Consider the following 24,448-nt stretch of genomic DNA (forward strand, 5'->3'; position numbering starts at 1 on the left):
CGGCGTCGGCTTTTTTTCGTTTGATGAAACCCGAAAGCCTTTCGTTGCGGGCGTCTGCGAGCCATAGGATCGGCTTCGCGGGGCAAAGGTTGCAATTTGGCGGAAGTGGTGGTAACATTTCTTTTAGAAAGCGGCTTGATCTTTTTCAGCAGGCTTTCAAACAATTGTATACGCATGATTGGTTTATTCCTTCGGGGCAGGGTGAAATTCCCTACCGGCGGTGATGATGCATTTCGTTTATGGCGTACGGCCATGAAACTTGTGCATCTTAGTCCGTGACCCGGCCGCGTGGCCTTTAGCGCCCGCGTACGGTGGACCCGGTGCAAATCCGGGACCGACAGTATAGTCTGGATGGGAGAAGGAGCGAAAGCGCATGGTACATATGCTTATGCGTTTGCACCAATAAAGCTGCGGCATAGACGTGTCTTTTTACGTGTTTTCAGGACGTTCGTTCTTGGAATATCGGAAAACGGGTTTTTTGATGACTCCGGATTCGATCTTCAAGGAAGGTCCCGTTTTCGCGTCGCGTCTCGGATGAAGCAAGTGACTCAGGCTCGCTTTGTTTTGCCGTACCCGGTTGCGGGTACCGCCTATGATGATTGGGCGAAGCTTTATTCGCGTGTCTTTAGCTTACTCTCGACAAGCCCCCGGATGGTATCCGGAGGGCTTTTTTTGTTGCCTGGTTGATCAGGCAAAAGAACGGAAAGGAGGGGATTTGCGCGATGGAACTCCCCGTGAATGACGAATTTTACATGTCCCTGGCGCTGGATATGGCCGAACGCGCGCAGGGGCAGACGGGAATCAATCCGGTCGTGGGCTGCGTGATCGTCAAAGGCGGTGCGCTTGTCGGACTCGGGACGCATCTGCAGCGAGGAACCGCGCACGCGGAAGTGCATGCCGTCCGGATGGCCGGCGATCAGGCCGAAGGCAGCACGGTGTACGTCACGCTGGAGCCCTGCAGCCATCACGGCAAAACCCCGCCATGCAGCGACCTGTTGATCAAAGCCAAGGTGAAGCGGGTCGTCGTCGCTTGCGAAGACCCGAATCCCGTCGTCGCGGGCTCCGGGATCGAACGGCTCCGCCGTCACGGAATCGAGGTCGATGTCGGCGTGCTGCGGGAACGGGCGCTTCGCCTGAACGAAAAGTTCGCGAAGTATATCACGACAAAGCTGCCTTACGTGACGATCAAGACGGCAAGCACGTTGGACGGGAAAATCGCCGCCGACACGGGCGACAGCAAGTGGATATCAAACGCGGAAGCCCGGCTCCAGGCGCATGCCCTTCGCCATCGGCATCAGGCGATCATGGTCGGGATCGGAACGGTTCTGGCCGATGATCCCAGCCTGACAACGCGGCATGAACGAGTGGAAGGCTTGCAGCCGGTACGGATCGTCGTCGACTCCGGGCTTCGCCTGCCGGCCGAAGCCAAAATGTTCAAGGATGGCACCTCGCCCATCGTCGTCTTGACGACGGAGCAGGCGCCGGCAGAACGGCGCAGGATGCTGGAGGAACTCGGGGCGGAGGTCGTCGCCTGCGGCGCGGGGCCTCGCGTGGACCTGACAACCGCTTTGGAAGAGCTTGGCCGCCGGGAAATCGGCTCCATCCTGGTCGAAGGCGGCGGGACGCTGAACGGGGAGCTGCTGCAGGCGCGACTGGCGGACCGAATCGTGATGTATATCGCTCCGAAAATCGTCGGCGGCAAGCATGCCCCGCATAATTTCGATTTTGAAGGCATCCGCCGCATGGCCGATGCGATCACGTTAAATGAACTTGAGGTCGAGCAGGTCGGGGACAACATCCTCGTTTCGGGAAAACCGGCGTGGCCCGCCAGCTCGAATGGGGAAAAACAATAAGAAGGAGGGAGACGTCATGTTTACCGGTTTGGTTGAGGAAATCGGGATTTTGGATGGCATTGCAAGGCAAGGGGAGGCCATGGTTTTAACGATCAAGGCTTCCGCCATCATGGACGACATCCGGATCGGCGACAGCATCGCGGTGAACGGGGTCTGCCTGACCGCCACGAAAATCGGCGGCGGCGCTTTTTCCGTCGACGTCACGCCCCAGACGTACCGCCATTCCAATCTGGGGCTGCTGAAGCCGGGAAGCCGCATCAATCTCGAGCGGGCGATGAAAGCAGGCGGGAGATTCGGCGGCCATCTGGTTCAGGGTCATGCCGACATGACCGGCACGGTCCGGCGGCTGTCCAAGGAGCAGAACGCGGTGCTGATCGAGATCGTGCCGGATAAACAGGACTTGTCCAAATTCATCATCCCGCAAGGCTCCGTCACGGTGGATGGAGTCAGTCTGACGATTGCCGACACCGACGGCGAAAGCTTCACCGTGTCGGTCATACCGCACACGCTTCAGGAAACCGGATTATCCGGCCTGAAGCCGGGCAGCGTCGTCAATATCGAATGCGACATTATCGGCAAATACGTGCATGCGCTGTTAGGGCCGGCGGCGTCCGGCAAAGGCGCGGAGCGGTCCGGCATAACGCTGGATATGCTGGCGTCCAACGGTTTTGCGTAACGCGCAGCGCTGCCGACAACGCAACTACAAAAGGGGGTAACGAACATCATGGAACCAATTCATTTTGACCCGATTGAAGACGCGATTCAGGATCTCCGGTCCGGCAAGGTGATCATCGTCGTGGATGACGAGGACCGGGAAAACGAGGGGGATTTTGTGGCTCTTGCGGAAAAAGCGACGCCGGAGGTGATCAATTTCATGGTTACCGAAGGCCGCGGGCTTGTCTGCGTCCCTCTGGCAAGGGAACGGGCGGAGGCGCTCGAGCTGATGCCGATGACGTCTCAGAACACGGATCATCACGGCACGGCCTTTACGGTGTCTGTGGACCATAGAAATACGACGACGGGGATTTCGGCGCAGGAACGGTCGCTGACGGCCAAGGCGCTGATCGACCCGGCGGCGGCTCCGGCGGATTTTCGGCGTCCGGGACATATGTTTCCTTTGATCGCCAAAGACGGCGGCGTCCTGCGTCGCGCAGGGCATACGGAAGCTGCGGTGGACCTGGCCGTATTGAGCGGTTCGGCGCCGGCCGGCGTCATCTGCGAAATCATGAAAGAAGACGGCACGATGGCAAGACTGCCGGATCTGCAGGGGATCGCAAAAAAACATGGGCTGAAGCTCATCTCGATCCAGGACTTGATCAAATACCGGAATGAGCGGGAGAAGCTGGTGCACCGGGCGGCCGAGGTGCGGATGCCGACGGAATTCGGCGAATTCAAGGCTGTTGCCTATACCAACGACGTCGACGACAAGGAACATCTCGCGCTCGTGAAGGGAACGATTTCGGGCGACGAGCCGGTGCTCGTCCGGGTCCACTCCGAATGTTTGACCGGCGACGTCTTCCATTCGCTGCGCTGCGACTGCGGCCCGCAGTTCGCCGCTGCGCTGCGCCAGATCGAGCAGGAGGGTACCGGCGTACTGCTGTACATGAGACAGGAGGGCCGGGGCATCGGTTTGATCAACAAGCTGAAGGCTTACGAATTGCAGGAGCAGGGACTGGATACGGTGGATGCGAACCTACAGCTCGGATTTCCGGCAGACCTGCGCGATTACGGGATCGGCGCGCAAATTTTGAAAGATTTGGGCGTATCGAAAATCCGGCTGTTGACCAACAATCCGCGGAAAATCAAAGGCCTTGAAGGCCATGGCCTCGAGGTGGTGGAGCGGGTGCCGATCCAGATGGAGGCCGGAAAGGACAACAGCCGTTATTTGCAAACGAAACGGGCAAAGCTTGGCCATATGCTGAATCTGTAAACACTCGTCTGGCGCATGGCCCAAGTCAAAGCATGAGAATAAACAAATACACTCAAGAATGAAAGGTTGATGAAACATGACGCATATTTTTGAAGGAAATTTGGTATCGAGCGGACTGAAATACGGAATCGTGGTAGGCAGATTCAACGAATTTATTACAAGCAAGCTGCTTAGCGGGGCCTTGGACGGACTGAAGCGGCACGGGGCTTTGGACGAAGAAGTGGACGTCGCCTGGGTGCCAGGAGCTTTCGAAATTCCGCTGATCGCCAGCAAAATGGCCGAAAGCGGCAAATATGACGCCGTCATCACGCTGGGCACGGTCATTCGCGGGGCGACTTCCCATTATGACGTCGTGTGCAATGAGGTCGCCAAGGGCGTAGCGGCAACGAGCCTGAAAACCGGCGTTCCGGTCATCTTCGGCGTTTTGACGACGGACAGCATCGAACAGGCCGTGGAGCGCGCAGGCACCAAAGCCGGCAACAAAGGTTACGAGGCGGCGGTGTCGGCGATCGAGATGGCGAACCTGACGAAGCAGTTCAAATAAAATGAAAGCCGGTTAACGGCAGCACAAGGCATCCTTCGGCATGAAGGGTGCCTTTTTGGCGCGGGAGCGATGCTTTTGCTGTAGTTGCCGAATGAAGCGAAAAACCGGATACCATTCCCTGTACGTCATCTATCAACGGCAAATCACGGGCCGGTTGACGTTGGGAGCCCTAAAGGGCTGATGCGGCGGGGACGGCCCGGCTTGACGAATGCGGCGATATCGTGCTTATTTAAATGTAGCGCCTTTACACGGGGCACTGCATTTTTTTAATATATAATAGTAGAAGCTCATTTTATGGACGGAGGATAAGCCGTGAACACAGTATTATATAAACTGGAGACATTTGAGGGTCCGCTCGATTTGCTCCTTCACCTGATAGACAAAGCGGAAATCAATATCCAGGATATCCCCGTCAGCGAGATTACCGATCAATACATGGAATATTTGCACACCATGCAGGAGCTGGAGCTCGATATTACGAGCGAATTTCTCGTCATGGCCGCAACGCTGTTGTCCATTAAAAGCAAGCTGCTCCTGCCGAAACCGCCGGTGTTTGAAATGGATGAATTCGATTTTTACGAGGAAGAAGACATCGATCCGCGCGCGGAGCTGGTGCAGAAGCTGATCGAATACCGAAAATACAAAGGCATCGCCAAACATTTGCAGGAAAGGGAATGGGAGCGCAGCCTGATTTATGCCAAAGAACCCGAAGATTTGACGCCCTGGGTGCCGCAGGTGAACGAAAACCCGGTGCGGGGGCTGCATGCCGCGGACCTGGTCGCCGCCTTTCAGAAGGCGCTCCGCAAAGCGGTGCGTCGGACAAGCTACACCCGGATCCAACGCGACGAAATCTCGGTTAAGGACCGGATCCGGCAGGTCGTGGACGTTCTTTCGGAGTCGGGCCCTGGGGGGAAAGTGCTGTTTTCCCGGCTCTTGCACGACGACATGGTAAGGCATGAGATTGTCGTGACTTTTTTGGCTATTTTGGAGCTGATGAAAATGAAGCAAATCCTGTGCTACCAGGAAAAGCTGTTCGATGATATCGTAATGGAATGGAGAGGAGGGGAGCAGCTTCATGGACTTTCCGAAATTGAAATCGATTATTGAGGGGCTGCTGTTTCTCGCGGGGGATGAAGGACTCACGGTCAAACAGATCGCCGAAATCGTGGATCACCGGCCGGAACTGGTCGAAGACGCGTTAAAAGAATTGAAGGAGGATTTCGAGCGGCAGCAGCGCGGCATCCAGGTGATGCAAATCGCCGGCAGCTACCAGCTGGCGACGCTTGCGGACCATGCCTCCTATTACGAAAAACTCGCCTATTCGCCTTCCCGTTCGTCGCTGTCCCAGGCTGCGCTGGAAACGCTGGCGATCGTCGCTTACCGTCAGCCGATCACGCGCGTGGAAATCGAAGAGATCCGCGGGGTCAAATCGGAGCGTGCCATTCAAACCTTGGTAAACAAGGATCTGATCGAGGAAACGGGGCGAGCCGAGGCGATCGGCAGACCGATTTTATACGGGACGACGAAATCGTTTTTGGATTATTTCGGTCTTCCCAGCCTTCAGGATTTGCCGGAGCCGCAGCTGTTCGAAAGCACGGAAAACCTGGAAGAGGAGACGCAGCTGCTGTTCGAAAAGCTGGACGGAAGGCAGCTGACGATCGATGACGTGGATTAAATCAAATCGGGTTGACGAAACCGTCGGAAAGAAAATCTTTCCGGCGGTTTTTTATTTTCCTTATGCCCAAACAAGTCAATAAAACGAAAACCAAGTAAGAAAATTGACATTTCGCTTAGGGGTCATCCATATTACAATGAAAGCGCATACTGCGCATAATTGAAAAAACGTTCGTAAAGCGGCTGTCTTGAGCCAGCCGGTATACCTAACGATTTTGAAGAACGATTTATAAGGAGGAAATTGAAATGAACAGCAACCCGCACGCGCCCGGCTTCCCGGCAAATCCGCCGCAAAAGGAAGGATGGCAGCTGGTTTTCCAGGAAGAATTCGAAGGAACGGCACTCGATGAAAGCAAGTTTTTGCCTTACGGGCTGGCGCATTGGTACGGGCCTGGAGAAAATGAGGCAGCTTACGAGCTCAGGGATTCCTGTCTCGTGCTGCAGCTGCCGGACGCCCAAAAAAGGATCTCGGCCGTGGCCACAGGCATGCGGGACGGGCTTCACCGTTTCTGGGACCAACTGGAGCTGCGCAGGCACGTAAGGCCTGCCATGAATCTGGTGACGAAATACGGTTATTTCGAGCTGCGGGCCAAAGTCGCGAAAGGCAGCGGAATCAATTCGGCCTGGTGGATGATCGGCTTCGAAAACCAGCTGCAACAAAACGCCGAAGTGGACATTTTCGAAGTGCTCGGCAAAGATACGCATGTCATGAACTCGACCTTGCACGCGCTGCGCGATCCTAAATTAAAATACGAGCATCAGCCTTACCGTGCCGAAACCGATTTGTCCGGTAGGTTCCACGTTTACGGCTTCGAATGGGACGAAAACGGCATGGCTTTTTATTTGGATAACCAAAAAATATGGCAGACGAACCAGTCTCCGGACTACCCGATGGTCACGCTGCTGCAGATCAACGAATCCGATGGTGGATGGGTCGGCGAACTCGATCCTGCAGTGCCTTATCCGAAGGAATTCGCCGTCGATTATTTCCGCGTTTACAAAAGGGAAGGGATGCCGATGGAGCTATTCCCGACGGAAACGGCGCAGGAAGGCGAAAATCTGGCGCGCTCGGCGGTGGCCGGGAGCGGGACGGATATCGTATGGGGAGATTTGTATGAAGCAAAATCGCATATTTGCGCGCTGAACGACGGAAATCCGGATACCTGCGTCTTGAGCAAGCCGGGCATCCCTGCGCCGCACATGTATTATTTGGATTGGATGGAGCCGAAATCATTTAATACGGTACGTTTCGCCCTTGCTTCCGAATGCCATTGCGAGTGGGCAGTCGAAGTGTCCGCGAACGGTTTGGACGGGTGGATTCAAGTAGCGGATCAACGCTCGGCCCTGAAGGAGCCTGCTTCTGGAAGCGGGCATCTCGTTTACAAAGCGAAATTCCCGATCGTCAAGGGGGCAAAAGCCCTGCGACTGATCGTAAAGAGCGTTGCGGATGCGCCGCAGGGCTACCAAATCGCTGACCTGGCCGTATTCATGGCATAGGATGCACCCCCCGGAAAGCAAATGAACCGAATCTTTTCCAGACGTGTAGACAATACTATGTCCGAAGAAAAGATGCTCAGATCTGGGGGGCTCCATCGTGTGGATTGCGCTCGTTGTCATAGCCGTCATCGTCATCCTGATCATTGCCGCCGCAATGTCGAACATCACCTGTACCGTCCGGTACAAAAAAGAAGGAAGCGATGACCGCGCCGAAGTCGATATCCGGATGCTTTTCGGCATGGTCCGGTTCCATTACGAAATGCCGAAGCTGAAATTCGACAACATGAAAAAGGGCTTCCTGCTCAAACTTGAAAAACAAAACAACCTGAGCCGGAAATCGGGAGACTCCGCCCATGTGCGGCTCAATAAACGCCAAATCGAACTGTGGTCCAAGGAAGTGCACATTTTATTGGAATCGACCGCTTCCCTCAAAAAATGGCTGCGGCACACCTTCGCACATGTCCGGGTGCATGAACTCAACTGGTCGACCCGTTTTTCGACGGGGGAAGCCGAGTGGACGGCCGTTGCCAGCGGCGTGCTTTGGAGCATCAAAACGACGCTGGTCGGATGGCTTTCCTTTCAGGTTCGCATGAAAAGCCATCCGCATTTGCACGTCATTCCCGAATTTAGCGACGAAATGTCCTTTTCGACCGAATTTTATTGCGTGTCCAGGCTTTCGTTCGGTTATGCGATGTATGCGTCGTTTATTTTGATGTCGCGGATTTTGCAGGTGAAAGGCGGGCTAAAGCGATGGTTCCGCTTGTACCGCCAAATGAAGGCCAACAACCAGAAGGTTCCAAGCGTATAGCTTGGCTGTGCGGGTTCATGCTCCTACATACTCGAAATGATTGTGGGCAAACTAAGGATTGAAGTGACCTTATTTAGTTTCATGAAGGAGGAAGCAGAACATGTCCGATCATCCGATTCAAGGCCTTATGCAAACCGCCATGGAAAACATCAAAGGCATGGTCGACGTTAATACCATCGTAGGAGACCCCGTGCAGACGCCGGACGGCAGCGTCATCCTTCCGATCAGCCGCGTCGGCTTTGGATTCGCTGCGGGGGGCAGCGATTTTAACGGCGAGTATGCAGGCAAAGTCGGCGAGCATGGCCAAGCAGACCTGAAGTCCTCGATGCCATTCGGCGGCGGCAGCGGCGGCGGCGTCTCCATCCGCCCGATCGCGTTTCTCGTCGTCGGCAAAGAAGGGGTCAACATCGTGCCGCTGGACAACCAAACGCATATCTTCGAGAAAATCATCGACTCCGCGCCGATGATGGTGGAAAAGCTTCAAGCCATGTTCCAAACGGGGAATGCCACGACTGCAGGCGTAAACGCCCGGCAGCAAATGGTAAACGAACCGCCGACTTTTTATTAAACCAGAGCATGATCCCCTTCGCACCCGAAGGGGATTTTTTTGAGAACCGCCTTTTTCGGATGAAGAAGGCTTGATGGCATACGCTTTGAAAGACAAGCATATACTTGTACAAGATTTTCAAGAATCCGGAGGAATAAACGATGAGGATCAAATCGATCACCCGCTGGATCGCCGCGGCCGCGATATTTTTGGCATATTGCTTCCCCGTTGCGGCGGAAGGCGCAGCGAATAAGGTTCCCGGGTTATACACCCACGCCCAGGCGGCGGCTCTGATGGACGTCACCTCCGGGCGGCTGCTCTATTCCAGCCACGGCGACGACGAATTGCGGATCGCAAGCCTGACCAAAATCATGACGGCGATCGTGGCCATCGAACACGGCGACTTCAACAAACCGGTGAAAGTCAGCCAAAAAGCTTACGGAAAAGAAGGCTCCTCGATTTACCTGAAGCTGGGCGAGGAGATGACCCTCGAAAATATGCTGTACGGCCTGATGCTTCGTTCGGGGAACGACGCCGCGACGGCGATTGCCGAACATGTCGGCGGTTCGGAGGAAGGGTTCGTGCACCTGATGAACGAAAAGGCAAGGGAGCTCGGTCTGACGCATTCCCATTTTGCCAATCCGAGCGGGCTTGACGCGGACGGCCATTACTCCTCCGCCAACGACATGGCCAAACTGACGGCTTACGCGCTCCATAACCCGCTGTTCAAAAACATCGTCAAAACACAGGTCAAAAAAGCGCCGAATCCGAACGAATCGTGGGATTACCGCTGGGACAACAAAAACAAAATGCTGCGTCTGTACGAAGGGGCCGACGGGGTCAAAACCGGTTATACGAAAAAGGCATTTCGTTGTTTGGTCAGCTCCGCCACCCGGAACGGCCAGCAGCTTGTGGCGGTAACGCTGAACGACGGGGACGATTGGAATGACCATGGCAAAATGCTGGATTACGGCTTTAAATATTTTCCGCTCTCCCAATTAATGGAGAAAGGCGAGTCCGTTCAGGGGTACGATCTGGTCGTGGCGAATACGTTCAAATATCCGTTTGCCGAAGGGGAGCAGGAACGTTTGGAAAAAAAGCTGGTGCTTCATTCGCCTGCAAAGGAAGGCAGGGCGGATTTGAGCTTCGGTTTGCGCGGGGAAATCCGAATGGTGCTTGACGGCAAGCTGATCGGGACGGTTCCGGTATACCAGAAAGGCAGTTTGCTGCCCGAGCCGAATGCCAGAAATCCGGTCAACGACACGCTGGGGCCTTTGCGGCCCGCCACGTTGGCTGAAGCCATGGCCCGGGTGTTCCGGCAGATGTTCCTGCAGCGGGACTAGCTTTGAAGCAAGCGGGGGAGGAGAGGATATACCATGATCAATGTCATTTGGATGGCGCTTATTTTAATCGGCTTCGTTTTTGCGGCCGTCCAGGGGAATATCGAAACGGTCACTTCGGCCGCGTTCGACGGCGCCAAAACGGGGGTCACCGTATGTTTCGGCCTGATCAGCGTGCTGGTGTTCTGGCTCGGGATGATGAGGCTGGCGGAGGATTCGGGGCTGCTCCAAAAAATCGCGAAGCTGCTCAGCCCGATCGTCCGGTTTCTGTTTCCCGACGTGCCCAAAAACCATCCCGCCATGGGATATATCTTGTCCAACATGAGCGCAAACCTGCTGGGACTGGGCAACGCCGCGACGCCGATGGGGATCAAAGCGATGCAGGAGCTGCAAACGCTGAATCCCGACAAAACGGCCGCAAGCCCGGCCATGTGCACCTTGCTTGCGCTCAATACGGCCAGCATCACACTAATACCGACTACTCTGATCGCGATTCGGATGAATTACCAGTCGGCGAATCCGACCGAAATCGTCGGACCGACGCTGGCCGCGACCATCGTGGCGACGCTCGCGGCGGTGGCGGCGGACCGGTATTACCGGCGGAAATTTTTAAGAAGGGGGCCGAAACCTCCAATTCCTTCGGGCCCGCCGCCTTCGGCCACACCGGATGCGAAAGGATGATGCCTCGTGACCGCTTTGATCAACGTCATTTCAGCATGGGCCATCCCGGCCCTGATCGCCTTCATACCGCTCTTTGCTTTCGTCAAAAAGGTGCCCGTATATGAATCCTTCGTTCTCGGCGCGAAGGACGGCTTTCAGACCGCCATTCAGATCATTCCGAACCTCGTCGGCATGATGGTGGCCATCAGCGTGTTTCGCGCGTCCGGCGCATTGGACTTTTTTGTCGGCTGGACCGGCCCGTTTTTAAAAAGCTTGGGCGTTCCGAGCGAAATTTTGCCGTTGGGGCTGCTGCGCCCTTTGACAGGCACCGGTTCACTGGCATTCGCAACCGATTTGATATCGGTCTACGGTCCCGATTCGATGATCGGTAGAATGGCATCGACCATCCAAGGCAGCACGGACACGACACTGTACGTATTGACGGTATACATGGGGGCGGTCGGCATCCGCAACGGAAGATATTCGCTGAAAGTCGGATTGTTTTCGGATGTCGTCGGGTTCATCGCTTCCATCGCCGTCTGCCTGCTTTTCTTCGGATAACCGGATCCATTCGCGGATCAAGCCTCGACCCGTCACGCAATGAACGTTGCCTCATATACTGTATCACGCTTGACATCGTACAGGGATTGAGGTGAAATCATGGCGTTCGAAGGTTTTATCATCCATCATTCCTCCTGCGCGTCCATCAACGGATCCGGATATGACTTCTGGATCGGGGCGGACGGTTCCGTGACGCCGGCCCCCTTTTTGACGGACCCTTCCCACATCCATATTTGCCTGGAAGGCCGCTTTGACCGCAGCTACGATTTGCTCGGCACTGCCGAAAAGCAGCAGCTTTTATCGCCGGCAAGCTGATCTTGGAGCTCTCCAGGCAATATGACATATCCCCCCTTTTCCTTTATCCGCATGCATCCGATTGCCCGGGGAAAGAATTTCCCTGGAATGAACTTGTGATTTACCCTTCTCGCGGGTATCATTAGTTCTGAGGTGACCTAAAAGACAATGGAAAGATTACAGAAAATTTTAGCCCAGGCAGGCATCGCTTCCCGCCGCAAATGCGAGGAACTGATTCTGGCCGGCAAGGTGGAAGTTAACGGGGAAACCGTGACCGTGCTGGGAACCAAGGCGGACCCCGAACAAGATATCATCACGGTGGAAGGTAAGCCGATCCGAAACGAAAAGAAAATCTACATCATGATGAACAAACCGAAAGGCGTCATCACAAGCGCAAAAGACCCGGCGGGCCGCAAAATCGTCACGGATTACATCAAGGGCATCAAAGAGCGGATTTATCCCGTGGGCCGGCTCGATTACGATACGGAAGGGCTGCTTCTGCTGACGAACGACGGCGAATTCGCGAATATGCTGACGCACCCGAAACACCACGTGCCCAAAACGTATCTCGCGACCGTCGAAGGGATTCCGCACGGGACCGATCTGGACAAGCTGCGCGCCGGCATTCAGCTCGAGGACGGTATGACTTCTCCCGCGGAAGTCGAATATAAGGATATCGACATCGAAAAAAACGAAGCGGTCATCACGATTACGATCCACGAAGGAAGAAACCGTCAGGTGCGGCGCATGTTCGACGCGATTTCCCATAAAGTGATCCGTTTGAAGCGCGTTTCCTTCGGCGATTTGCAGCTGGACAACCTGAAGCGGGGGCTTTACCGCCACCTGACGAGCAACGAGGTCGAAGCCCTGAAAAACATGGCTAAAACCGGAAAGAAAAGAAAAAAATAGCTCGGAAGGACACACAATATTCAAATCCGTCCGCCGCAAATATGACATGTTTTCGCTATAATTGTTCATAGGATGTTCAAACCTGTGAAGGGAAAACATGACGTTTGTCATAGTAAAGGAGCATTTGGCATGGGTAATTCAAAAAAGAAGCTAATGCAGATCGTTATCCTGCTGTTGATCGTGATCGTGGGCGGTTATGCGATCGTGACGCAAGTGTCGGGATCGGGCGGAAAACCTACCGAGGGCAGCAAAGCGCCCGGATTTCAGCTGCTTGGCCTGGACGGCAAAACCCATACGCTGGACGAATATAAAGGCAAGGCCATCGTTCTGAATTTCTGGGGCACCTGGTGCGAGCCTTGCGTAAAGGAAATGCCGGCTTTGCAGGCGCAGTGGGAGAAGTGGAAGGATAAAGGCGTCGTCGTCGTCGGAATCAATGCCGGAGAGGATAAAATGGCCGTCGAAAACTTCGTGAACAACGTCAACGTCGATTTTCCGGTGCTGCTGGACCCGGATAAGGATTCGATCGCCAGTTACGGCATTTCGCCTTTGCCTACTACTTTTTTTGTGTCCAAGAGCGGCAGGATCAACAAGATCCATCTCGGACAGCTGGATTTGGCCACCCTCGACAAACAAATTGAAGAGCTGGTGAAATCGTAAAATGTTGCAAAAAGTCATCGCTTTTAAAAACACCAAATGCGAATGCGGCCACCAGAACCCGGTCGGAACCGTGCTGTGCGAATCCTGCGGCAAACCGCTTGACGAAGAGGAGCAAAACTCGAAGGAAGTTTTGGAAATGCGGTACGACGGGATGGCCCGCCGTTCGCAGCGAGCCAATCCGAATATCATCGACCGGATCTGGAATTTTTTTGCCTCCGTCAAAATCGCGGTTTACATGATCATCCTGACCCTGCTGGGTTCGATGCTGGGCACCATTTTTCCACAGGAAAACACGTTCCTGAACATCGATCCATCGACATACTACAAAGAAACCTACGGCACGTGGGGGCTGATCTATTACAAGCTTGGATTAACGCATACGTATGAATCCTGGTGGTTCATCCTCCTGCTTGTCATGATCGGCGCTTCGCTCGTCATCTGCAGCCTGGACCGCGTCCTTCCGCTGTACAGAGCACTCAGCAAGCAGCAAATACTTAAGCATATGCAATTTCTGACCCGGCAGCGCGTCGTTTATCAAGGCAAGATCGAAGGCGATGCGGAAGAATGGGTCAAGCAGGCCGCGGTTCCGATGAAGAAAAAGGGCTATCGCGTGCATACCGACGGAAACGCTCTCTTGGCCGAAAAATACCGTTTCAGCCGCTGGGGGCCGTACGTCATTCATATCGGTTTGATCATCTTCCTGCTCGCCGTGTTGGCCCGCGGTTTGCCCGGGCTGAAAATGGACCAGCATATCGCCTTCCCCGAAGGGGAAATCAAACATATTCCGAACACTTCTTATTATCTTAAAAATGAGAAGTTTACCGTGGAGTTTTATTCGGAGGAGGACATGCCCGAGGAGTTCCGGAACCAAGGAAAGGTGCTCCCGAAACTGTTCAACACGAAAGCAACGCTTTACCACTGCACGGCGGATTGCGATGACCCGACCAAAGAGCCGAAGCTAGAAGTCGTCGCCCAACATGACATTCAGGTCAACGACCCGCTGGATTACAAAGGGCTCAAGGCGTATCAATTCGATTACGATTTGACGCCGGTCCTGCGATCGGTCAGCCCGTCGCTCGTCGATGCCAAAACGGGCAAGGAGCTGGGCAAATTCAAGCTGGACATCAAAAATCCGCAGCGGAATTACACCGCAGGCGATTATTCGCTGGAACTGAAAGAGAAATACAATGATTTCGGACTGGACGAAAACGGAAGGCCCGTAACGAAAACTCCGAATCCGAACGCGCCTGCATTCCTCTTTTTGATCAAAGGGCCGAATCTGCCGGCTTCGGGCATGCAATACATCTATTTCCCCAAGCAAATCGATAAAGAGCGCTTCCAGCAGGACGCCATCAACGAAAAGATGAACGGCGGCGCGCCGCCGCTGATGCTTGACGTGAAGGGAATGGAAAACGTCGACTTTTCCATGTCGACGACGTACCTGAACATCCGGGTGGACAAAGTGATGCCGTTTATCTGGATCGGCGCGGCCATCGTGATGATCGGGCTCGTGCTCGGCTTTTATTGGCAGCATCGCCGGATTTGGCTGCGGATCGACGACGGCGTGCTGACGCTCGGAGCGCATACGAACAAAAACTGGTTCGGCATTCGCCGCGAAATCTCGGCCATTTTGAAAAAAATGAATTTGGACGTGGACGAAAAGTCCCTGGATAACGGAGGAAAACACGCATGAATGATTTGTTATCTATCAGCAGTAATATGTTTGTCGTCGCCTTTTTCCTCTACTGCGCGGCATTCATATTATTCGCTGTCGCCCTGATGGGCCGCAGGTGGAGCAACCGGGACCCGGTCGCCCATTCGAAAAAGTGGGGCAAAATCGCCTTCATCGGATCCGCGCTTGGCTTCATTTTTCATCTGATCTTTTTCGTGACGCGCTGGATCGGAGGGGGACATATCCCGGTCAGCAACATGTACGAATTTATGTCCTTCCTGTCGATGATGGTGATGTTTGCGTTTACCGTGGTCTACTTGATCTATCGAAAAACGCTGCTTGGACTGTTTGCGGTGCCGATTTCCATCATTATTATGGCATACGCCGCCGTATTCCCGCAGGAAGTGCAGCCGCTGATTCCTTCGCTGCAATCGTACTGGCTGAAAATTCACGTCACGCTGGCAGCGGCGGGCGAATCTTTCTTCGCCATCGGTTTTGCGGCAGGCTTCATGTATTTGATCCGTACCGTCGATTTCAAAAGCAAGGATAAAAAAGCGAAAAGGCAGCAGCGCTGGGTCGAGGTCGTATTTTTTTCCGTCATTCTCGTTATTTCCTTTATCGCGACCGTATTTATTTTCCGTGCGGCCGGCTACGAATCCGTGTTTACCCAAACGAAGGTAACCGGACAGCCCGGTGCAGAGCAAACGGTCACGCAAACGGTGTCGTACAAGCTTCCGCCGATCGTCGGACCGTACCAAAGCAAAGTCGTCAGCTACGAACCGTTCCTCGGCATGACGAAGCCGCTCTTTAACGCGCCGTCCTGGATGAACGGGGTCAACGCCGGACGCAAATTCAATACGATCATCTGGTCCTTCATCACCGGCATCATTTTGTACGCCGTGTTGCGCCTGATCGCTCGCAAGCCGCTTGGCCGGGCGGCGTCGCCGATGATGGAAGGGATCGATCCGGACGATCTGGACGAAATCAGTTACCGTGCCATCGCCATCGGCTTCCCCGTATTTACGCTGGGCGCCTTGATATTCGCGATGATTTGGGCTGAGATCGCCTGGGGAACGTTCTGGAGCTGGGACCCGAAAGAAGTATGGGCGCTCATATGCTGGCTGTTCTACAGCGCATACCTGCATCTCAGACTGTCCCGCGGCTGGCAGGGCGGCAAATCCGCTTGGCTGTCGGTCATCGGTTTCCTGGTCGTCATGTTTACGCTCGTCGGGGTCAACCTCGTCATTGCAGGCCTGCACTCTTACGCGGGCGTGGATTGAGCATATCGCCAAGACGAATAACGCAGTTGCAAGAAAATCCGTTTCCTCATTTGAAAGTTGGATGTCGAAGCGGATTTTCGCTATAATTGTCCCTATAAGGGTATGTTTTTCGCATAATTTGGGATGCTGCAAATCCGGCTTCGGCCGTTCCTTTTTTTGCGCCATTCCTGAACTAAAAGGGGTTGTTGTCTAATGTCAGAGCATGCAAATCGGATACTGGTAGTGGACGATGAAGAGCGGATTCGCCGTCTGTTGAAAATGTATCTGGAGAAAGAAGGATACGAGGTGGAAGAGGCGGAAGACGGGGAGACCGCGCTCCGCAAAGCCGCCAATCAGGATTACGGACTTATTTTGCTTGATTTGATGCTTCCCGGGATGGACGGCATGGAGGTCTGTTCCCGTTTACGACAGTTAAAATCCACGCCGGTACTGATGCTGACGGCCAAAGGGGAGGAAATCAACCGCGTGCAAGGGTTCGAGGTCGGGGCGGACGATTACGTCGTGAAGCCGTTCAGCCCAAGGGAAGTGATCTATCGGGTGAAAGCGATTCTCCGGCGCGCTTCGGCAACGGCGTATTTGTCCAAAGACAGCAATTCCAGCAACAACATCGTGTTCCCTCATTTGGTCATCGAGCATGACGCGCACCGGGTGACGGCAAGCGGGCATGAAGTCAGCCTGACGCCAAAGGAATACGAGCTGCTGCATTATCTTGCGGTATCGCCCGACAAGGTGTTTTCGCGGGAAGAACTGCTTAAGGATGTGTGGAATTACGAGTTTTTCGGCGATTTGCGCACCGTCGACACGCACGTGAAACGATTGAGGGAAAAGCTGAACAAGGTATCCCCGGAATCCGCCGCGATGATTACAACCGTATGGGGCGTCGGTTACAAGTTAGAGGTGCCAAAGTAACGTGAACTTCTGGACATCGCTGGTCGGAAAACTGTGGGCGACGATCATTTGCCTGGTTGCCTGCATACTCATCATTTTAGCCTTGTTTCTGCTCCCGTACATCGACACGAATTTTTCGAACAATTCCGGAGATATCAAACGTTTGTTTACGTACACGGCCATCATCGGTTTTTCGATGACGACGTTTTTTGCCCTGTTTCTGCTCACCAAAATCACGCAGCCGATGCAAAAGCTGATCAGCGCGACGGAGGCCATCAGCAAAGGCGAATACAGTACCCGCCTATCGATTGTGACCAGCGACGAAATCGGCAAGCTGGCCAATACGTTTAACCATATGGCGGCCGAGCTGGAGGACAATATCCGCAACCTGAATCAGGAGAAGGAACATTTGGCGAGCGTCCTGCGCAGCATGAGCGATGCCGTGATCACGATCGATACGTCGGGACGCATCATTTTGACGAACCCGCCGGCCCAGAAGCTTATTCCGAAGTGGAGGGACATCGATTGGGATATGGAGCAGGAGGGCGAATTGGAAGGCAATGCGGAGGAAAAGGTGCCGAAGCCGCTGCTCGACCTGTTCGAACGCATGCTGAAGGAAAGCGCGGACGTCAGCGCCGACGTCCATGTCAAACAAGGGGTATGGTCGGTGCATATGGCGCCGCTATATGCCGAGAACGATATCCGCGGAGCGGTGGCGGTGCTGCGGGATATTACGGAAAAAGTGAAGCTGGAGAAAATGAGGCAGGACTTCGTGGCCAACGTTTCGCATGAAATCCGGACGCCGCTTTCGATGATGCAGGGATACAGCGAGGCGCTTCTGGACGGCATGGCCGCTTCCCCGGAAGAAAGCCAGGAGCTGATCCAGGTCATCCATGACGAATCGCTGCGGATGGGCCGTCTCGTGAAGGATCTGCTCGATCTGGCCCGAATGGAAGCGGGGCATACGGACATCCAGCGCAGAAGGGTGGACGTCAACGAAATGCTCGAACGCGTGTACCGGAAATTCTCCGTTCGGGCCAAAGAAAACGGGATCGAGCTTATTTACGATAAAAAAACTTCCGACTTGGTGCTTGAGGCCGCGGACGAAGACAAACTCGAGCAGGTGCTCACGAATTTGCTGGACAACGCGTTCAGGCACACGCCGGGAGGCAAACAGATCCGGATCGTGGCCGACAGGACGGAGGCGGGCCCCGCTTCCGAACTCCTCATCAAAATCGAAGACGAAGGGGCGGGAATCCCGAGCGAGGATCTGCCTTACGTTTTCGAGCGGTTTTATAAGGCGGACAAGGCGAGGGTCAGAGGAACGTCGAACGGTACGGGGCTCGGCCTTGCGATCGTCAAAAGCATCGTGGACGCGCACGACGGAACCATCCGCGTTTCGAGCCAGATCGGGGAAGGAACCGTATTCTCGATACGGCTTCCTGTCGAAAACGATAAAGCTTGATCAAAAGGCAAGAAACACCTCAAACCGGGGTGTTTTTTGTTGAAGTTGCGAGATAAATCTTGTTCAACGTGGAACAAATGAAAAGCGCATGCCTTTTGGATCGGGCATGCGCTTTTGTTGTGTTTCGCGTTAGATTTTTATTACAGCGTGATTTCGATCGCGCTGTTTAATCCCGGCAGCGTTGTCAGCTGCGTCAGCACGTCTTTTTGCACGGCTTTATCGACCGTCAGGATCATGATGGCTTCCCCGCCGATAATTTTGCGGCCGACCTGCATCGAAGCGATGTTGACGTCGTTTTGGCCGAGCAGGGTGCCGACGCTTCCGATCATGCCCGGTTTGTCATGATGGGAGATGAGGATTTGATGCCCTTCCGGCGCGACATCCACCGGGAATTTGTTGATTTGCACGATCCGTTCGCCGTAACCGTTCAACAGCGTTCCTGCGACAAGTGTTTCTTCGTTGTTTTGCGTTTTCAGCGTCACCGTGAGCAGGTTGGTGAAGCCTTTGGATTTCGACGCTTGCGTGACGACGACGTTGATGTCGCGGGATTTGGCGAGATGCATGCAGTTGACGATGTTGACGTTTTCGCTGCCGAGATGATGCGCCAGCACGCCTTTAACGATGTACCGGGTCAACGGAAGCGTGTCAACGTCGGACAATGCGCCCGCGTAGTCGACGTGAATTTCGTTTACGGCCTGGTTGGCGGATTGGGCCGCGAAGCTTCCCAGCTTTTCGCCGATCGAAAAATAAGGCTGCAGGCGGCTCATGACGCTGGCGGCGACCGGAGGCATGTTGACCGCGTTTTTGAACGGCTCGTTCCGCAAGATGTGAAGCACTTCTTCGGATACGTCGATCGCTACGTTCTCTTGGGCCTCCACGGTCGAAGCGCCAAGATGCGGCGTAACGATAATTTTCGGATGGTTCAGGAACGGGTGATCCTGCTGCGGCGGTTCGCTTTCAAACACGTCGAATGCGGCGCCGGCAACGATGCCTTCGTCGATTGCTTCCACCAGGGCGCGTTCGTCGATGATGCCGCCACGGGCGCAGTTGACGATGCGCATGCCTTTTTTCATCACTTCGAACTGGGGACGGGAGATCATATGGCGCGTATCCGGCGTCAGCGGCGTATGCACGGTCATGAAATCCGCGTTCCGCACGATGTCGTCGACGGAGGCGAGCTTGACCTCCATTTTTTCCGCCCGCTCTTGGGTCAGGAACGGATCGAACGCCAAAATGTTCATGCCAAACGCTTTGGCGCGTTTTGCGACTTCGCTGCCGATCCGGCCCATGCCGAGCACGCCCAGCGTTTTGTTGCGAAGTTCGACGCCAAGGAACGATTTGCGGTCCCAAACGCCACCGATCGTTTTGGCGTAGGCTTGCGGAATGTGGCGGGCAAGGGCCATCATCATCGCAAACGTGTGCTCGCATGTGGTGATGGTGTTGCCGTCCGGAGCGTTAATGACGATAATGCCGCGTTTGGTTGCCGCTTCCAGGTCGATGTTGTCCACGCCGACGCCGGCGCGGCCGACCACTTTCAGCTTGGTGCCGGCCTCCATGATTTTTTCGGTGACCCGCGTCTGGCTGCGGACGAGCAGGGCGTCGTATTCTCCGATAATTGCTGCAAGCTCGTCTTCGCCAAGGCCCGTCTTTTTCTCTACCTGGACATCGGCGGCGTCCATCAACTGCTGGATTCCCAGATCGCTGATCGGATCCGATACTAATACTTTAAACATGGTTTCTTCCTCCTTTAATCTGTAAAACAAAAAATAAAATATGATTGAAGGGATGCTTCCCGAAAGAAGCATGCCCATAAAACACGTGAAAAGGATGTTTCGGATACGGCTGCAACGTTAAAGAATGCAATTCGGCGCTGTATTCCAAAAGCAACGCGGTACTGTGTAAAAGAATACATGTATAACGCACCGCGGATTCAAGCCGCAAGGGACGCTGAACGGACTTGCAATCGATACTGAACAGACTTGCGAAGAGGAGCATATAACAAAAAAACTCTCAATCCGCACACTACTTGCGTAGCAAGGGACGAGAGTTGTTCGTGGTACCACCCTAATTCACCGCCGGATTTGACGCCGGCAGCCTCAGAGGCCATGGTAAAGGCCTATTTGATAACGGAAATTACCCGGCTGCACCTACTGTAAAGTTCAATGCAGCTTCTCTGGAACGCTGAAGACGTCTTGCCCGCCACCGGTTTGCACCAACCACCGGCTCTCTGAAGGCATTCAAGGGTCTTTTTTCCTTCATCGGTTTTGACTCGATAATTTTTTTCATAATGTATCATGGCCCCGCGGCTGCTGTCAATAGGAAAACTCGGGCTTCTTGAATCTTTTGCGCGAAATCTGATATGATTTTGATGGTGTTTCATGGCGTTTTTTCATAGGCTCTATCATACCCTATCGTCACATGGCGCAGCTTTGGAGGCGGCGATTTCCCGAACGCGACAAAATGCGATATGATAGAGGTGAGGGCGAACGAACTTTGTAGCTAAATTAAACGACAGGCAGGCAAAAGATGAAAAAATTCAAATTCCGTGCGCCTAAACTGAAACAGGCCACTCCCGATCAGCTGACGGACCGTCTGCTGCTGATCAATCTGTACCTCACCCAAGGACTTACCTTCATTATCGGAATCATTTGGATATTGTTTCAGAGAAGAAATCCCCTGGAGCTGTTTGCCGTACAGCCGGGATCCTATTTTTGGGCGTGGGGCCTCGGCCTTGCGGCCGTGATGTTTCTGATCGATTTTGCGGTGTCCCGGATTACGCCCGAGGAAGTCATGGATGACGGAGGAATCAACCATTTGTTGTTCCGGAAGCGTCCCGTTTGGCATATCATATGCATAGCCGCCGTCGTCGCGGTATGCGAGGAGCTGCTGTTCAGGGGCGCAGTACAGCATTCGTTCGGCCCTTATTGGACCAGCATCCTGTTCGCGGCGATCCATGTCCGTTATCTGCGGCATTGGATACCGACGGCCTGGGTATTCCTAAGCAGCTATGGGCTGGGTTACATCTACATACATTCGGGCACGCTGCTTGCCCCGGTGGTATGCCATTTTGCCATCGACTGCATTTCCGGTTTGGTCATACGATTTCGGAGGGAATCATGAGTACTGAGTTAAGCAGAGTCAAAACGTATAAAAGCCGAAAAAAAAACGCTAGAAAAAAGCCCCCCTTGCCGGCGCAGGACGGCAATCAACCGGTCGCCGGAACGTCGCGCCGGGAGCGCTTGAAGACTGCGGGGGCGACCTTAAGCAGGGTGAAGGCAAGGAAAGAGCGAAGCGAAGCTCCCAAGCCGGAGGAGGAAGTACGGGAACAAAGCGCCCCGTTCGAGCCGACGGGTTCGTTCCGCTCCCGGTCTGCAAGGCATAAAGCAGGACACGAAAGAGTTCAAAACGCGGGGGGAGAAGAAGATGGCACTCCGAGCCGAACCGACAAATACACCTCCAGGAAAATCGTCGTCAGCAAATATTTTACGAATTCGCTCTTTTTCCTTTTCCTGGTCCTGACGATGTTTTTGGTGTATTGGGGAGTCAAAGGCGCCCCTCCGCTGGAGGATCTGTGGTAACGGCAGCGCTCCTGTGGAGCGCCGGCCTGATCGCGGCCTGCTGCGTCCTGCTTTTTGCAAGGATGTCCTATGAAGCGAGGATGCACGCGGTCACCCGTTCAGAGGTAAAGCTTGAAAGATTGCCGGAGGCGTTCGACGGAAGCCGGATTTTTTTTATTTCGGATATTCATAAACGAAAGCTTTCGGAATCGTTTTTACGGACGATGGAGGGGGAAGCCGACTGGGTGATCCTGGGCGGCGACATCATGGAAAGGAACGTGCCGCTCGATCGCGTGCGGGAAAATTTGAAGCTTCTGTCGCGGATCGGCCCGATGTACGCGGTATACGGCAACCATGACCTGAAGGCCGACCCTGCGGGTTTGGACGCTGCGCTGAAAGAAGCCGGAGGCAGGCTGCTGAGGAACGAAAACGTCTTGCTGGAACGGGCGGGCGACCGCATCCTTCTTACCGGCGTGGACCAGCCGCTTCAAAAGCGCGACGGGTACCCCGGGCTTCCCGAGTTGCCTCCGGGGACTTCGGATCTTTGCCGGATCGTCGCCGTTCATGATCCCGTCTGGATCCAGCACGTGCCCGAAAAGCCGGCGGACCTGATTCTTGCAGGACATACCCACGGGGGGCAAATCCGTTTTCCGTTTCTCGGCGCGCTTCGGCTGAACCGGTTTTACCGCAAATACGATTGCGGATGGTTCCGGTGGTACCAGCCCGGGGCGGAGGTTCAAAGGCCCCAAATGCTGATCAGCCGCGGATTCGGCAACCGGCGGGTAACGCTTCGTTTATGCTGTCCTGCCGAAATGCATCTTATTCGGCTTCGCAGGGCGATCCCTGATCAAACCGAGGCATAAAGCCGATACGTCAAAAAGGCGCTTCTCGCCGGCACAACCGGGAGAAACGCCTTTTTTTGGTTTTTTAGCGCATTTCAAGCTCGATGCTGCGCGGGTCCACGAAGGAGTAGCCTTTGCTTTCCAGCTTGGTCAAAAGCTCGTCCAGCGCTTCGGCCGTCCACGGGAGCTCATGCATCAAGATATTGCTGCCGGCGTGAAGCTGGTCCATGACGTTTTGGATGACCTGTTGGGGGTTGTCCTTTCCTTTGGATTTCATCGTCCAATCCAGGGATCCGTTGGACCAGGTCATGTAGAGGAGGCCGTTTTCCTTGGCGACCTTTTTGCCGACATCGCCGCCTTCGCCGAAGGGCGGGCGGAAAAATACCGGCGCTTCTCCGATCGTGGCTTTCACGATGTTTTGCACGTCTTCGATTTGCTGCCTTACTTTCGCTTCGGGCTCCTTCCGCAGGGAGATATGGTCCCAGCTATGGTTGCCGACGATTTGGCCGCGATCGTGGATCAGCTTCAGCAATTCGGGATTTTCTTTTACCCGGTAGCCGTTGACGAAAAAGATCGCTTTGGCGTGATGCTTGTCCAGTGTATCGATCAAACCGTTGATCCATTCCGCTTTTTTCGGACCGTCGTCGAACGTGAGCAGCACGACCTTTTTCTCCGTCCCTTCATCGTTAGGCACGATGTTGTAGGCTTTGTTCATGTGGTACTTCAGCGGAACGGCCGCCGGGGCAGCGTCGTTTGCGCTTTCCCCAACTGTGGGTTGGCCCGAGCCGCTGTTTCCCTGCTCCGCGCCCGTTTCGCCTGCAACCTGATTCTCCCCGTTTCCGTTTGGCTTCGCCGGCGCTTTTTCTTTTGTTTCGTCCTGCTGCTGTACCGCCGTTTTGGCGTTTTCGGTGGCCGCCTCGTCTTTTCCTCCGCATGCGCTGAGGAGCAGCGCCGTCAAAAGAAGCAGCGCAGCCGTTTTTCTTACCATTATTTCATCTCGCTTTCCTGTTTTTTTGCCGCATGAGCATGCCGTGATCCGCGAACACTAGACTTGATTTTATCACATAAGGAGGTTGTAATTGTGAATACTTCGTCATTTATAAGCGGCGTTTTGATTGGTGCGGCGGCAACTGCCCTCGTCTCCAGAAGCAGAGGCAACATCACTTCCGCCATCGCCAGCAACGCGGGCAAAATGATGGACATCGGCTCGATCGGTTCCATCGGCATGAACAACCATGAATCCCGTTATTCGGAACCCCATTCCAAGGTCGAAAGCATGAAGCAAATCAATGAATTCATCAACAGCAATCCCGACGTAAAAAGGGAAGTGGATTCGATTCTGAAGGAGACAAACACCGTCATTCCGGGCTTGTAAACGATTGAAAAACCATAAGAATCATTTTTGGGGCGACAGTGCCCAAAATGATTCTTTTTTTGTCTATTTTACAGCGTGCATTTTGAGTTATATAA

The 24,448-nt window shown here is 54.3% G+C and carries 25 protein-coding genes, 1 riboswitch and 1 other annotated feature; of the genes, 23 read left to right on the forward strand and 2 right to left on the reverse strand.

Features of this window, described 5'->3' with window-relative positions; all coding sequences use genetic code 11:
* Positions 1 to 183: 183 nt before the first annotated feature.
* Positions 184 to 367, forward strand: a riboswitch (FMN riboswitch).
* Positions 368 to 722: 355 nt separating this feature from the next.
* From ribD to MKY58_RS09295, 19 genes are all read left to right on the forward strand, one after another.
* On the forward strand, positions 723 to 1,853 hold the full coding sequence (ribD, locus tag MKY58_RS09205) for a bifunctional diaminohydroxyphosphoribosylaminopyrimidine deaminase/5-amino-6-(5-phosphoribosylamino)uracil reductase RibD (RefSeq protein ID WP_339324281.1): 1,131 nt from the start codon (positions 723 to 725) through the stop codon (positions 1,851 to 1,853).
* A gap of 16 nt (positions 1,854 to 1,869) precedes the next feature.
* Entirely contained in the window at positions 1,870 to 2,529 is a 660-nt protein-coding gene (gene ribE / locus MKY58_RS09210; protein WP_339324282.1) for a riboflavin synthase, read from the forward strand.
* Between the two features lie 48 nt (positions 2,530 to 2,577).
* The gene (locus MKY58_RS09215) at positions 2,578 to 3,783 is read left to right on the forward strand and encodes a bifunctional 3,4-dihydroxy-2-butanone-4-phosphate synthase/GTP cyclohydrolase II (protein WP_212946870.1); all 1,206 of its coding nucleotides are present in this window, start codon (positions 2,578 to 2,580) and stop codon (positions 3,781 to 3,783) included.
* A gap of 76 nt (positions 3,784 to 3,859) precedes the next feature.
* Positions 3,860 to 4,327 (forward strand): 6,7-dimethyl-8-ribityllumazine synthase, encoded by a 468-nt coding sequence (gene ribE, locus MKY58_RS09220; protein ID WP_036714547.1) that lies wholly within the window; start codon positions 3,860 to 3,862, stop codon positions 4,325 to 4,327.
* A gap of 312 nt (positions 4,328 to 4,639) precedes the next feature.
* A complete protein-coding gene (locus MKY58_RS09225; RefSeq protein WP_339324283.1) occupies positions 4,640 to 5,434 on the forward strand; it encodes a segregation/condensation protein A in 795 nt (264 codons plus the stop codon).
* Positions 5,403 to 6,002: an SMC-Scp complex subunit ScpB gene (gene scpB / locus MKY58_RS09230; RefSeq protein WP_036714552.1), complete on the forward strand. Its 600-nt coding sequence runs from the start codon at positions 5,403 to 5,405 to the stop codon at positions 6,000 to 6,002. The genes MKY58_RS09225 and scpB overlap by 32 nt, the downstream gene beginning before the upstream one ends.
* A 245-nt stretch (positions 6,003 to 6,247) precedes the next feature.
* A complete protein-coding gene (locus MKY58_RS09235; protein WP_339324284.1) occupies positions 6,248 to 7,498 on the forward strand; it encodes a glycoside hydrolase family 16 protein in 1,251 nt (416 codons plus the stop codon).
* A gap of 97 nt (positions 7,499 to 7,595) precedes the next feature.
* Positions 7,596 to 8,306 carry a DUF2953 domain-containing protein gene (locus MKY58_RS09240; protein ID WP_339324285.1) on the forward strand — a complete coding sequence of 237 codons (711 nt, stop codon included), beginning with the start codon at positions 7,596 to 7,598 and terminating at the stop codon, positions 8,304 to 8,306.
* 100 nt (positions 8,307 to 8,406) lie between these two features.
* Positions 8,407 to 8,874, forward strand: a complete 468-nt coding sequence (gene ytfJ / locus MKY58_RS09245) for a GerW family sporulation protein (protein ID WP_339324286.1) — start codon at positions 8,407 to 8,409, stop codon at positions 8,872 to 8,874.
* 140 nt (positions 8,875 to 9,014) lie between these two features.
* Entirely contained in the window at positions 9,015 to 10,196 is a 1,182-nt protein-coding gene (locus MKY58_RS09250; protein WP_339324287.1) for a D-alanyl-D-alanine carboxypeptidase family protein, read from the forward strand.
* A gap of 33 nt (positions 10,197 to 10,229) precedes the next feature.
* Positions 10,230 to 10,874, forward strand: a complete 645-nt coding sequence (locus MKY58_RS09255) for a nucleoside recognition domain-containing protein (RefSeq protein WP_339324288.1) — start codon at positions 10,230 to 10,232, stop codon at positions 10,872 to 10,874.
* Between the two features lie 6 nt (positions 10,875 to 10,880).
* Positions 10,881 to 11,414 carry a spore maturation protein gene (locus tag MKY58_RS09260; protein WP_339324289.1) on the forward strand — a complete coding sequence of 178 codons (534 nt, stop codon included), beginning with the start codon at positions 10,881 to 10,883 and terminating at the stop codon, positions 11,412 to 11,414.
* A gap of 99 nt (positions 11,415 to 11,513) precedes the next feature.
* Positions 11,514 to 11,729, forward strand: coding sequence for a hypothetical protein (locus tag MKY58_RS09265; RefSeq protein WP_339324290.1), 216 nt, complete (start codon positions 11,514 to 11,516; stop codon positions 11,727 to 11,729).
* A gap of 147 nt (positions 11,730 to 11,876) precedes the next feature.
* Positions 11,877 to 12,617, forward strand: coding sequence for a pseudouridine synthase (locus MKY58_RS09270; RefSeq protein WP_036709935.1), 741 nt, complete (start codon positions 11,877 to 11,879; stop codon positions 12,615 to 12,617).
* 129 nt (positions 12,618 to 12,746) lie between these two features.
* Positions 12,747 to 13,274: a thiol-disulfide oxidoreductase ResA gene (resA, locus tag MKY58_RS09275; RefSeq protein WP_339324291.1), complete on the forward strand. Its 528-nt coding sequence runs from the start codon at positions 12,747 to 12,749 to the stop codon at positions 13,272 to 13,274.
* 1 nt (position 13,275) lies between these two features.
* A complete protein-coding gene (locus MKY58_RS09280) occupies positions 13,276 to 14,967 on the forward strand; it encodes a cytochrome c biogenesis protein ResB (RefSeq protein ID WP_339324292.1) in 1,692 nt (563 codons plus the stop codon).
* On the forward strand, positions 14,964 to 16,226 hold the full coding sequence (gene ccsA, locus MKY58_RS09285; RefSeq protein ID WP_212946858.1) for a cytochrome c biogenesis protein CcsA: 1,263 nt from the start codon (positions 14,964 to 14,966) through the stop codon (positions 16,224 to 16,226). The genes MKY58_RS09280 and ccsA overlap by 4 nt, the downstream gene beginning before the upstream one ends.
* A 192-nt stretch (positions 16,227 to 16,418) precedes the next feature.
* Positions 16,419 to 17,135, forward strand: coding sequence for a response regulator transcription factor (locus MKY58_RS09290; RefSeq protein ID WP_036709948.1), 717 nt, complete (start codon positions 16,419 to 16,421; stop codon positions 17,133 to 17,135).
* 1 nt (position 17,136) lies between these two features.
* Entirely contained in the window at positions 17,137 to 18,579 is a 1,443-nt protein-coding gene (locus MKY58_RS09295) for an ATP-binding protein (protein WP_339324293.1), read from the forward strand.
* 140 nt (positions 18,580 to 18,719) lie between these two features.
* Here MKY58_RS09295 and serA read toward each other — a convergent pair whose 3' ends face one another.
* Complete coding sequence (serA, locus tag MKY58_RS09300) at positions 18,720 to 20,312, reverse strand: phosphoglycerate dehydrogenase (protein ID WP_339324294.1); 1,593 nt, start codon at positions 20,310 to 20,312, stop codon at positions 18,720 to 18,722.
* Between the two features lie 300 nt (positions 20,313 to 20,612).
* Positions 20,613 to 20,847: a binding site (T-box leader), on the reverse strand.
* A gap of 258 nt (positions 20,848 to 21,105) precedes the next feature.
* On the opposite strand from serA, the gene MKY58_RS09305 reads away from it, so the two are divergent.
* The 3 genes from MKY58_RS09305 to MKY58_RS09315 are packed head-to-tail and all read left to right on the forward strand — an operon-like array spanning position 21,106 to position 22,999.
* A complete protein-coding gene (locus tag MKY58_RS09305) occupies positions 21,106 to 21,699 on the forward strand; it encodes a CPBP family intramembrane glutamic endopeptidase (protein ID WP_036709953.1) in 594 nt (197 codons plus the stop codon).
* Positions 21,696 to 22,157, forward strand: a complete 462-nt coding sequence (locus tag MKY58_RS09310) for a hypothetical protein (protein WP_339324295.1) — start codon at positions 21,696 to 21,698, stop codon at positions 22,155 to 22,157. Before MKY58_RS09305 ends, MKY58_RS09310 begins: the two co-directional genes overlap by 4 nt.
* Positions 22,151 to 22,999, forward strand: a complete 849-nt coding sequence (locus MKY58_RS09315; protein WP_339324296.1) for a metallophosphoesterase — start codon at positions 22,151 to 22,153, stop codon at positions 22,997 to 22,999. Before MKY58_RS09310 ends, MKY58_RS09315 begins: the two co-directional genes overlap by 7 nt.
* A 64-nt stretch (positions 23,000 to 23,063) precedes the next feature.
* On the opposite strand, the gene MKY58_RS09320 is transcribed toward MKY58_RS09315, so the two are convergent.
* Complete coding sequence (locus tag MKY58_RS09320) at positions 23,064 to 23,966, reverse strand: polysaccharide deacetylase family protein (RefSeq protein ID WP_339324297.1); 903 nt, start codon at positions 23,964 to 23,966, stop codon at positions 23,064 to 23,066.
* Between the two features lie 93 nt (positions 23,967 to 24,059).
* Between MKY58_RS09320 and MKY58_RS09325 the strand changes: the two genes are divergently transcribed.
* Entirely contained in the window at positions 24,060 to 24,353 is a 294-nt protein-coding gene (locus tag MKY58_RS09325) for a hypothetical protein (RefSeq protein WP_339324298.1), read from the forward strand.
* Positions 24,354 to 24,448 lie beyond the last annotated feature (95 nt).

Source organism: Paenibacillus sp. FSL W8-0194 (genome assembly GCF_037969745.1).
Classification (GTDB): domain Bacteria; phylum Bacillota; class Bacilli; order Paenibacillales; family Paenibacillaceae; genus Paenibacillus_AQ; species Paenibacillus_AQ cookii.

What these genes read in the sequence shown, in the direction of transcription:
- serA (WP_339324294.1), bottom strand. Translation starts at nt 20,312, where the DNA reads ATGTTTAAAGTATTAGTATCGGATCCGATCAGCGATCTGGGAATCCAG.
- MKY58_RS09290 (WP_036709948.1), top strand. Translation starts at nt 16,419, where the DNA reads ATGTCAGAGCATGCAAATCGGATACTGGTAGTGGACGATGAAGAGCGG.
- ribE (WP_036714547.1), top strand. Translation starts at nt 3,860, where the DNA reads ATGACGCATATTTTTGAAGGAAATTTGGTATCGAGCGGACTGAAATAC.
- MKY58_RS09320 (WP_339324297.1), bottom strand. Translation starts at nt 23,966, where the DNA reads ATGGTAAGAAAAACGGCTGCGCTGCTTCTTTTGACGGCGCTGCTCCTC.
- MKY58_RS09310 (WP_339324295.1), top strand. Translation starts at nt 21,696, where the DNA reads ATGAGTACTGAGTTAAGCAGAGTCAAAACGTATAAAAGCCGAAAAAAA.
- MKY58_RS09255 (WP_339324288.1), top strand. Translation starts at nt 10,230, where the DNA reads ATGATCAATGTCATTTGGATGGCGCTTATTTTAATCGGCTTCGTTTTT.
- ribD (WP_339324281.1), top strand. Translation starts at nt 723, where the DNA reads ATGGAACTCCCCGTGAATGACGAATTTTACATGTCCCTGGCGCTGGAT.
- scpB (WP_036714552.1), top strand. Translation starts at nt 5,403, where the DNA reads ATGGACTTTCCGAAATTGAAATCGATTATTGAGGGGCTGCTGTTTCTC.
- MKY58_RS09235 (WP_339324284.1), top strand. Translation starts at nt 6,248, where the DNA reads ATGAACAGCAACCCGCACGCGCCCGGCTTCCCGGCAAATCCGCCGCAA.
- MKY58_RS09280 (WP_339324292.1), top strand. Translation starts at nt 13,276, where the DNA reads ATGTTGCAAAAAGTCATCGCTTTTAAAAACACCAAATGCGAATGCGGC.
- ytfJ (WP_339324286.1), top strand. Translation starts at nt 8,407, where the DNA reads ATGTCCGATCATCCGATTCAAGGCCTTATGCAAACCGCCATGGAAAAC.
- ribE (WP_339324282.1), top strand. Translation starts at nt 1,870, where the DNA reads ATGTTTACCGGTTTGGTTGAGGAAATCGGGATTTTGGATGGCATTGCA.
- ccsA (WP_212946858.1), top strand. Translation starts at nt 14,964, where the DNA reads ATGAATGATTTGTTATCTATCAGCAGTAATATGTTTGTCGTCGCCTTT.
- MKY58_RS09270 (WP_036709935.1), top strand. Translation starts at nt 11,877, where the DNA reads ATGGAAAGATTACAGAAAATTTTAGCCCAGGCAGGCATCGCTTCCCGC.
- MKY58_RS09215 (WP_212946870.1), top strand. Translation starts at nt 2,578, where the DNA reads ATGGAACCAATTCATTTTGACCCGATTGAAGACGCGATTCAGGATCTC.
- MKY58_RS09250 (WP_339324287.1), top strand. Translation starts at nt 9,015, where the DNA reads ATGAGGATCAAATCGATCACCCGCTGGATCGCCGCGGCCGCGATATTT.
- MKY58_RS09305 (WP_036709953.1), top strand. Translation starts at nt 21,106, where the DNA reads ATGAAAAAATTCAAATTCCGTGCGCCTAAACTGAAACAGGCCACTCCC.
- MKY58_RS09265 (WP_339324290.1), top strand. Translation starts at nt 11,514, where the DNA reads ATGGCGTTCGAAGGTTTTATCATCCATCATTCCTCCTGCGCGTCCATC.
- resA (WP_339324291.1), top strand. Translation starts at nt 12,747, where the DNA reads ATGGGTAATTCAAAAAAGAAGCTAATGCAGATCGTTATCCTGCTGTTG.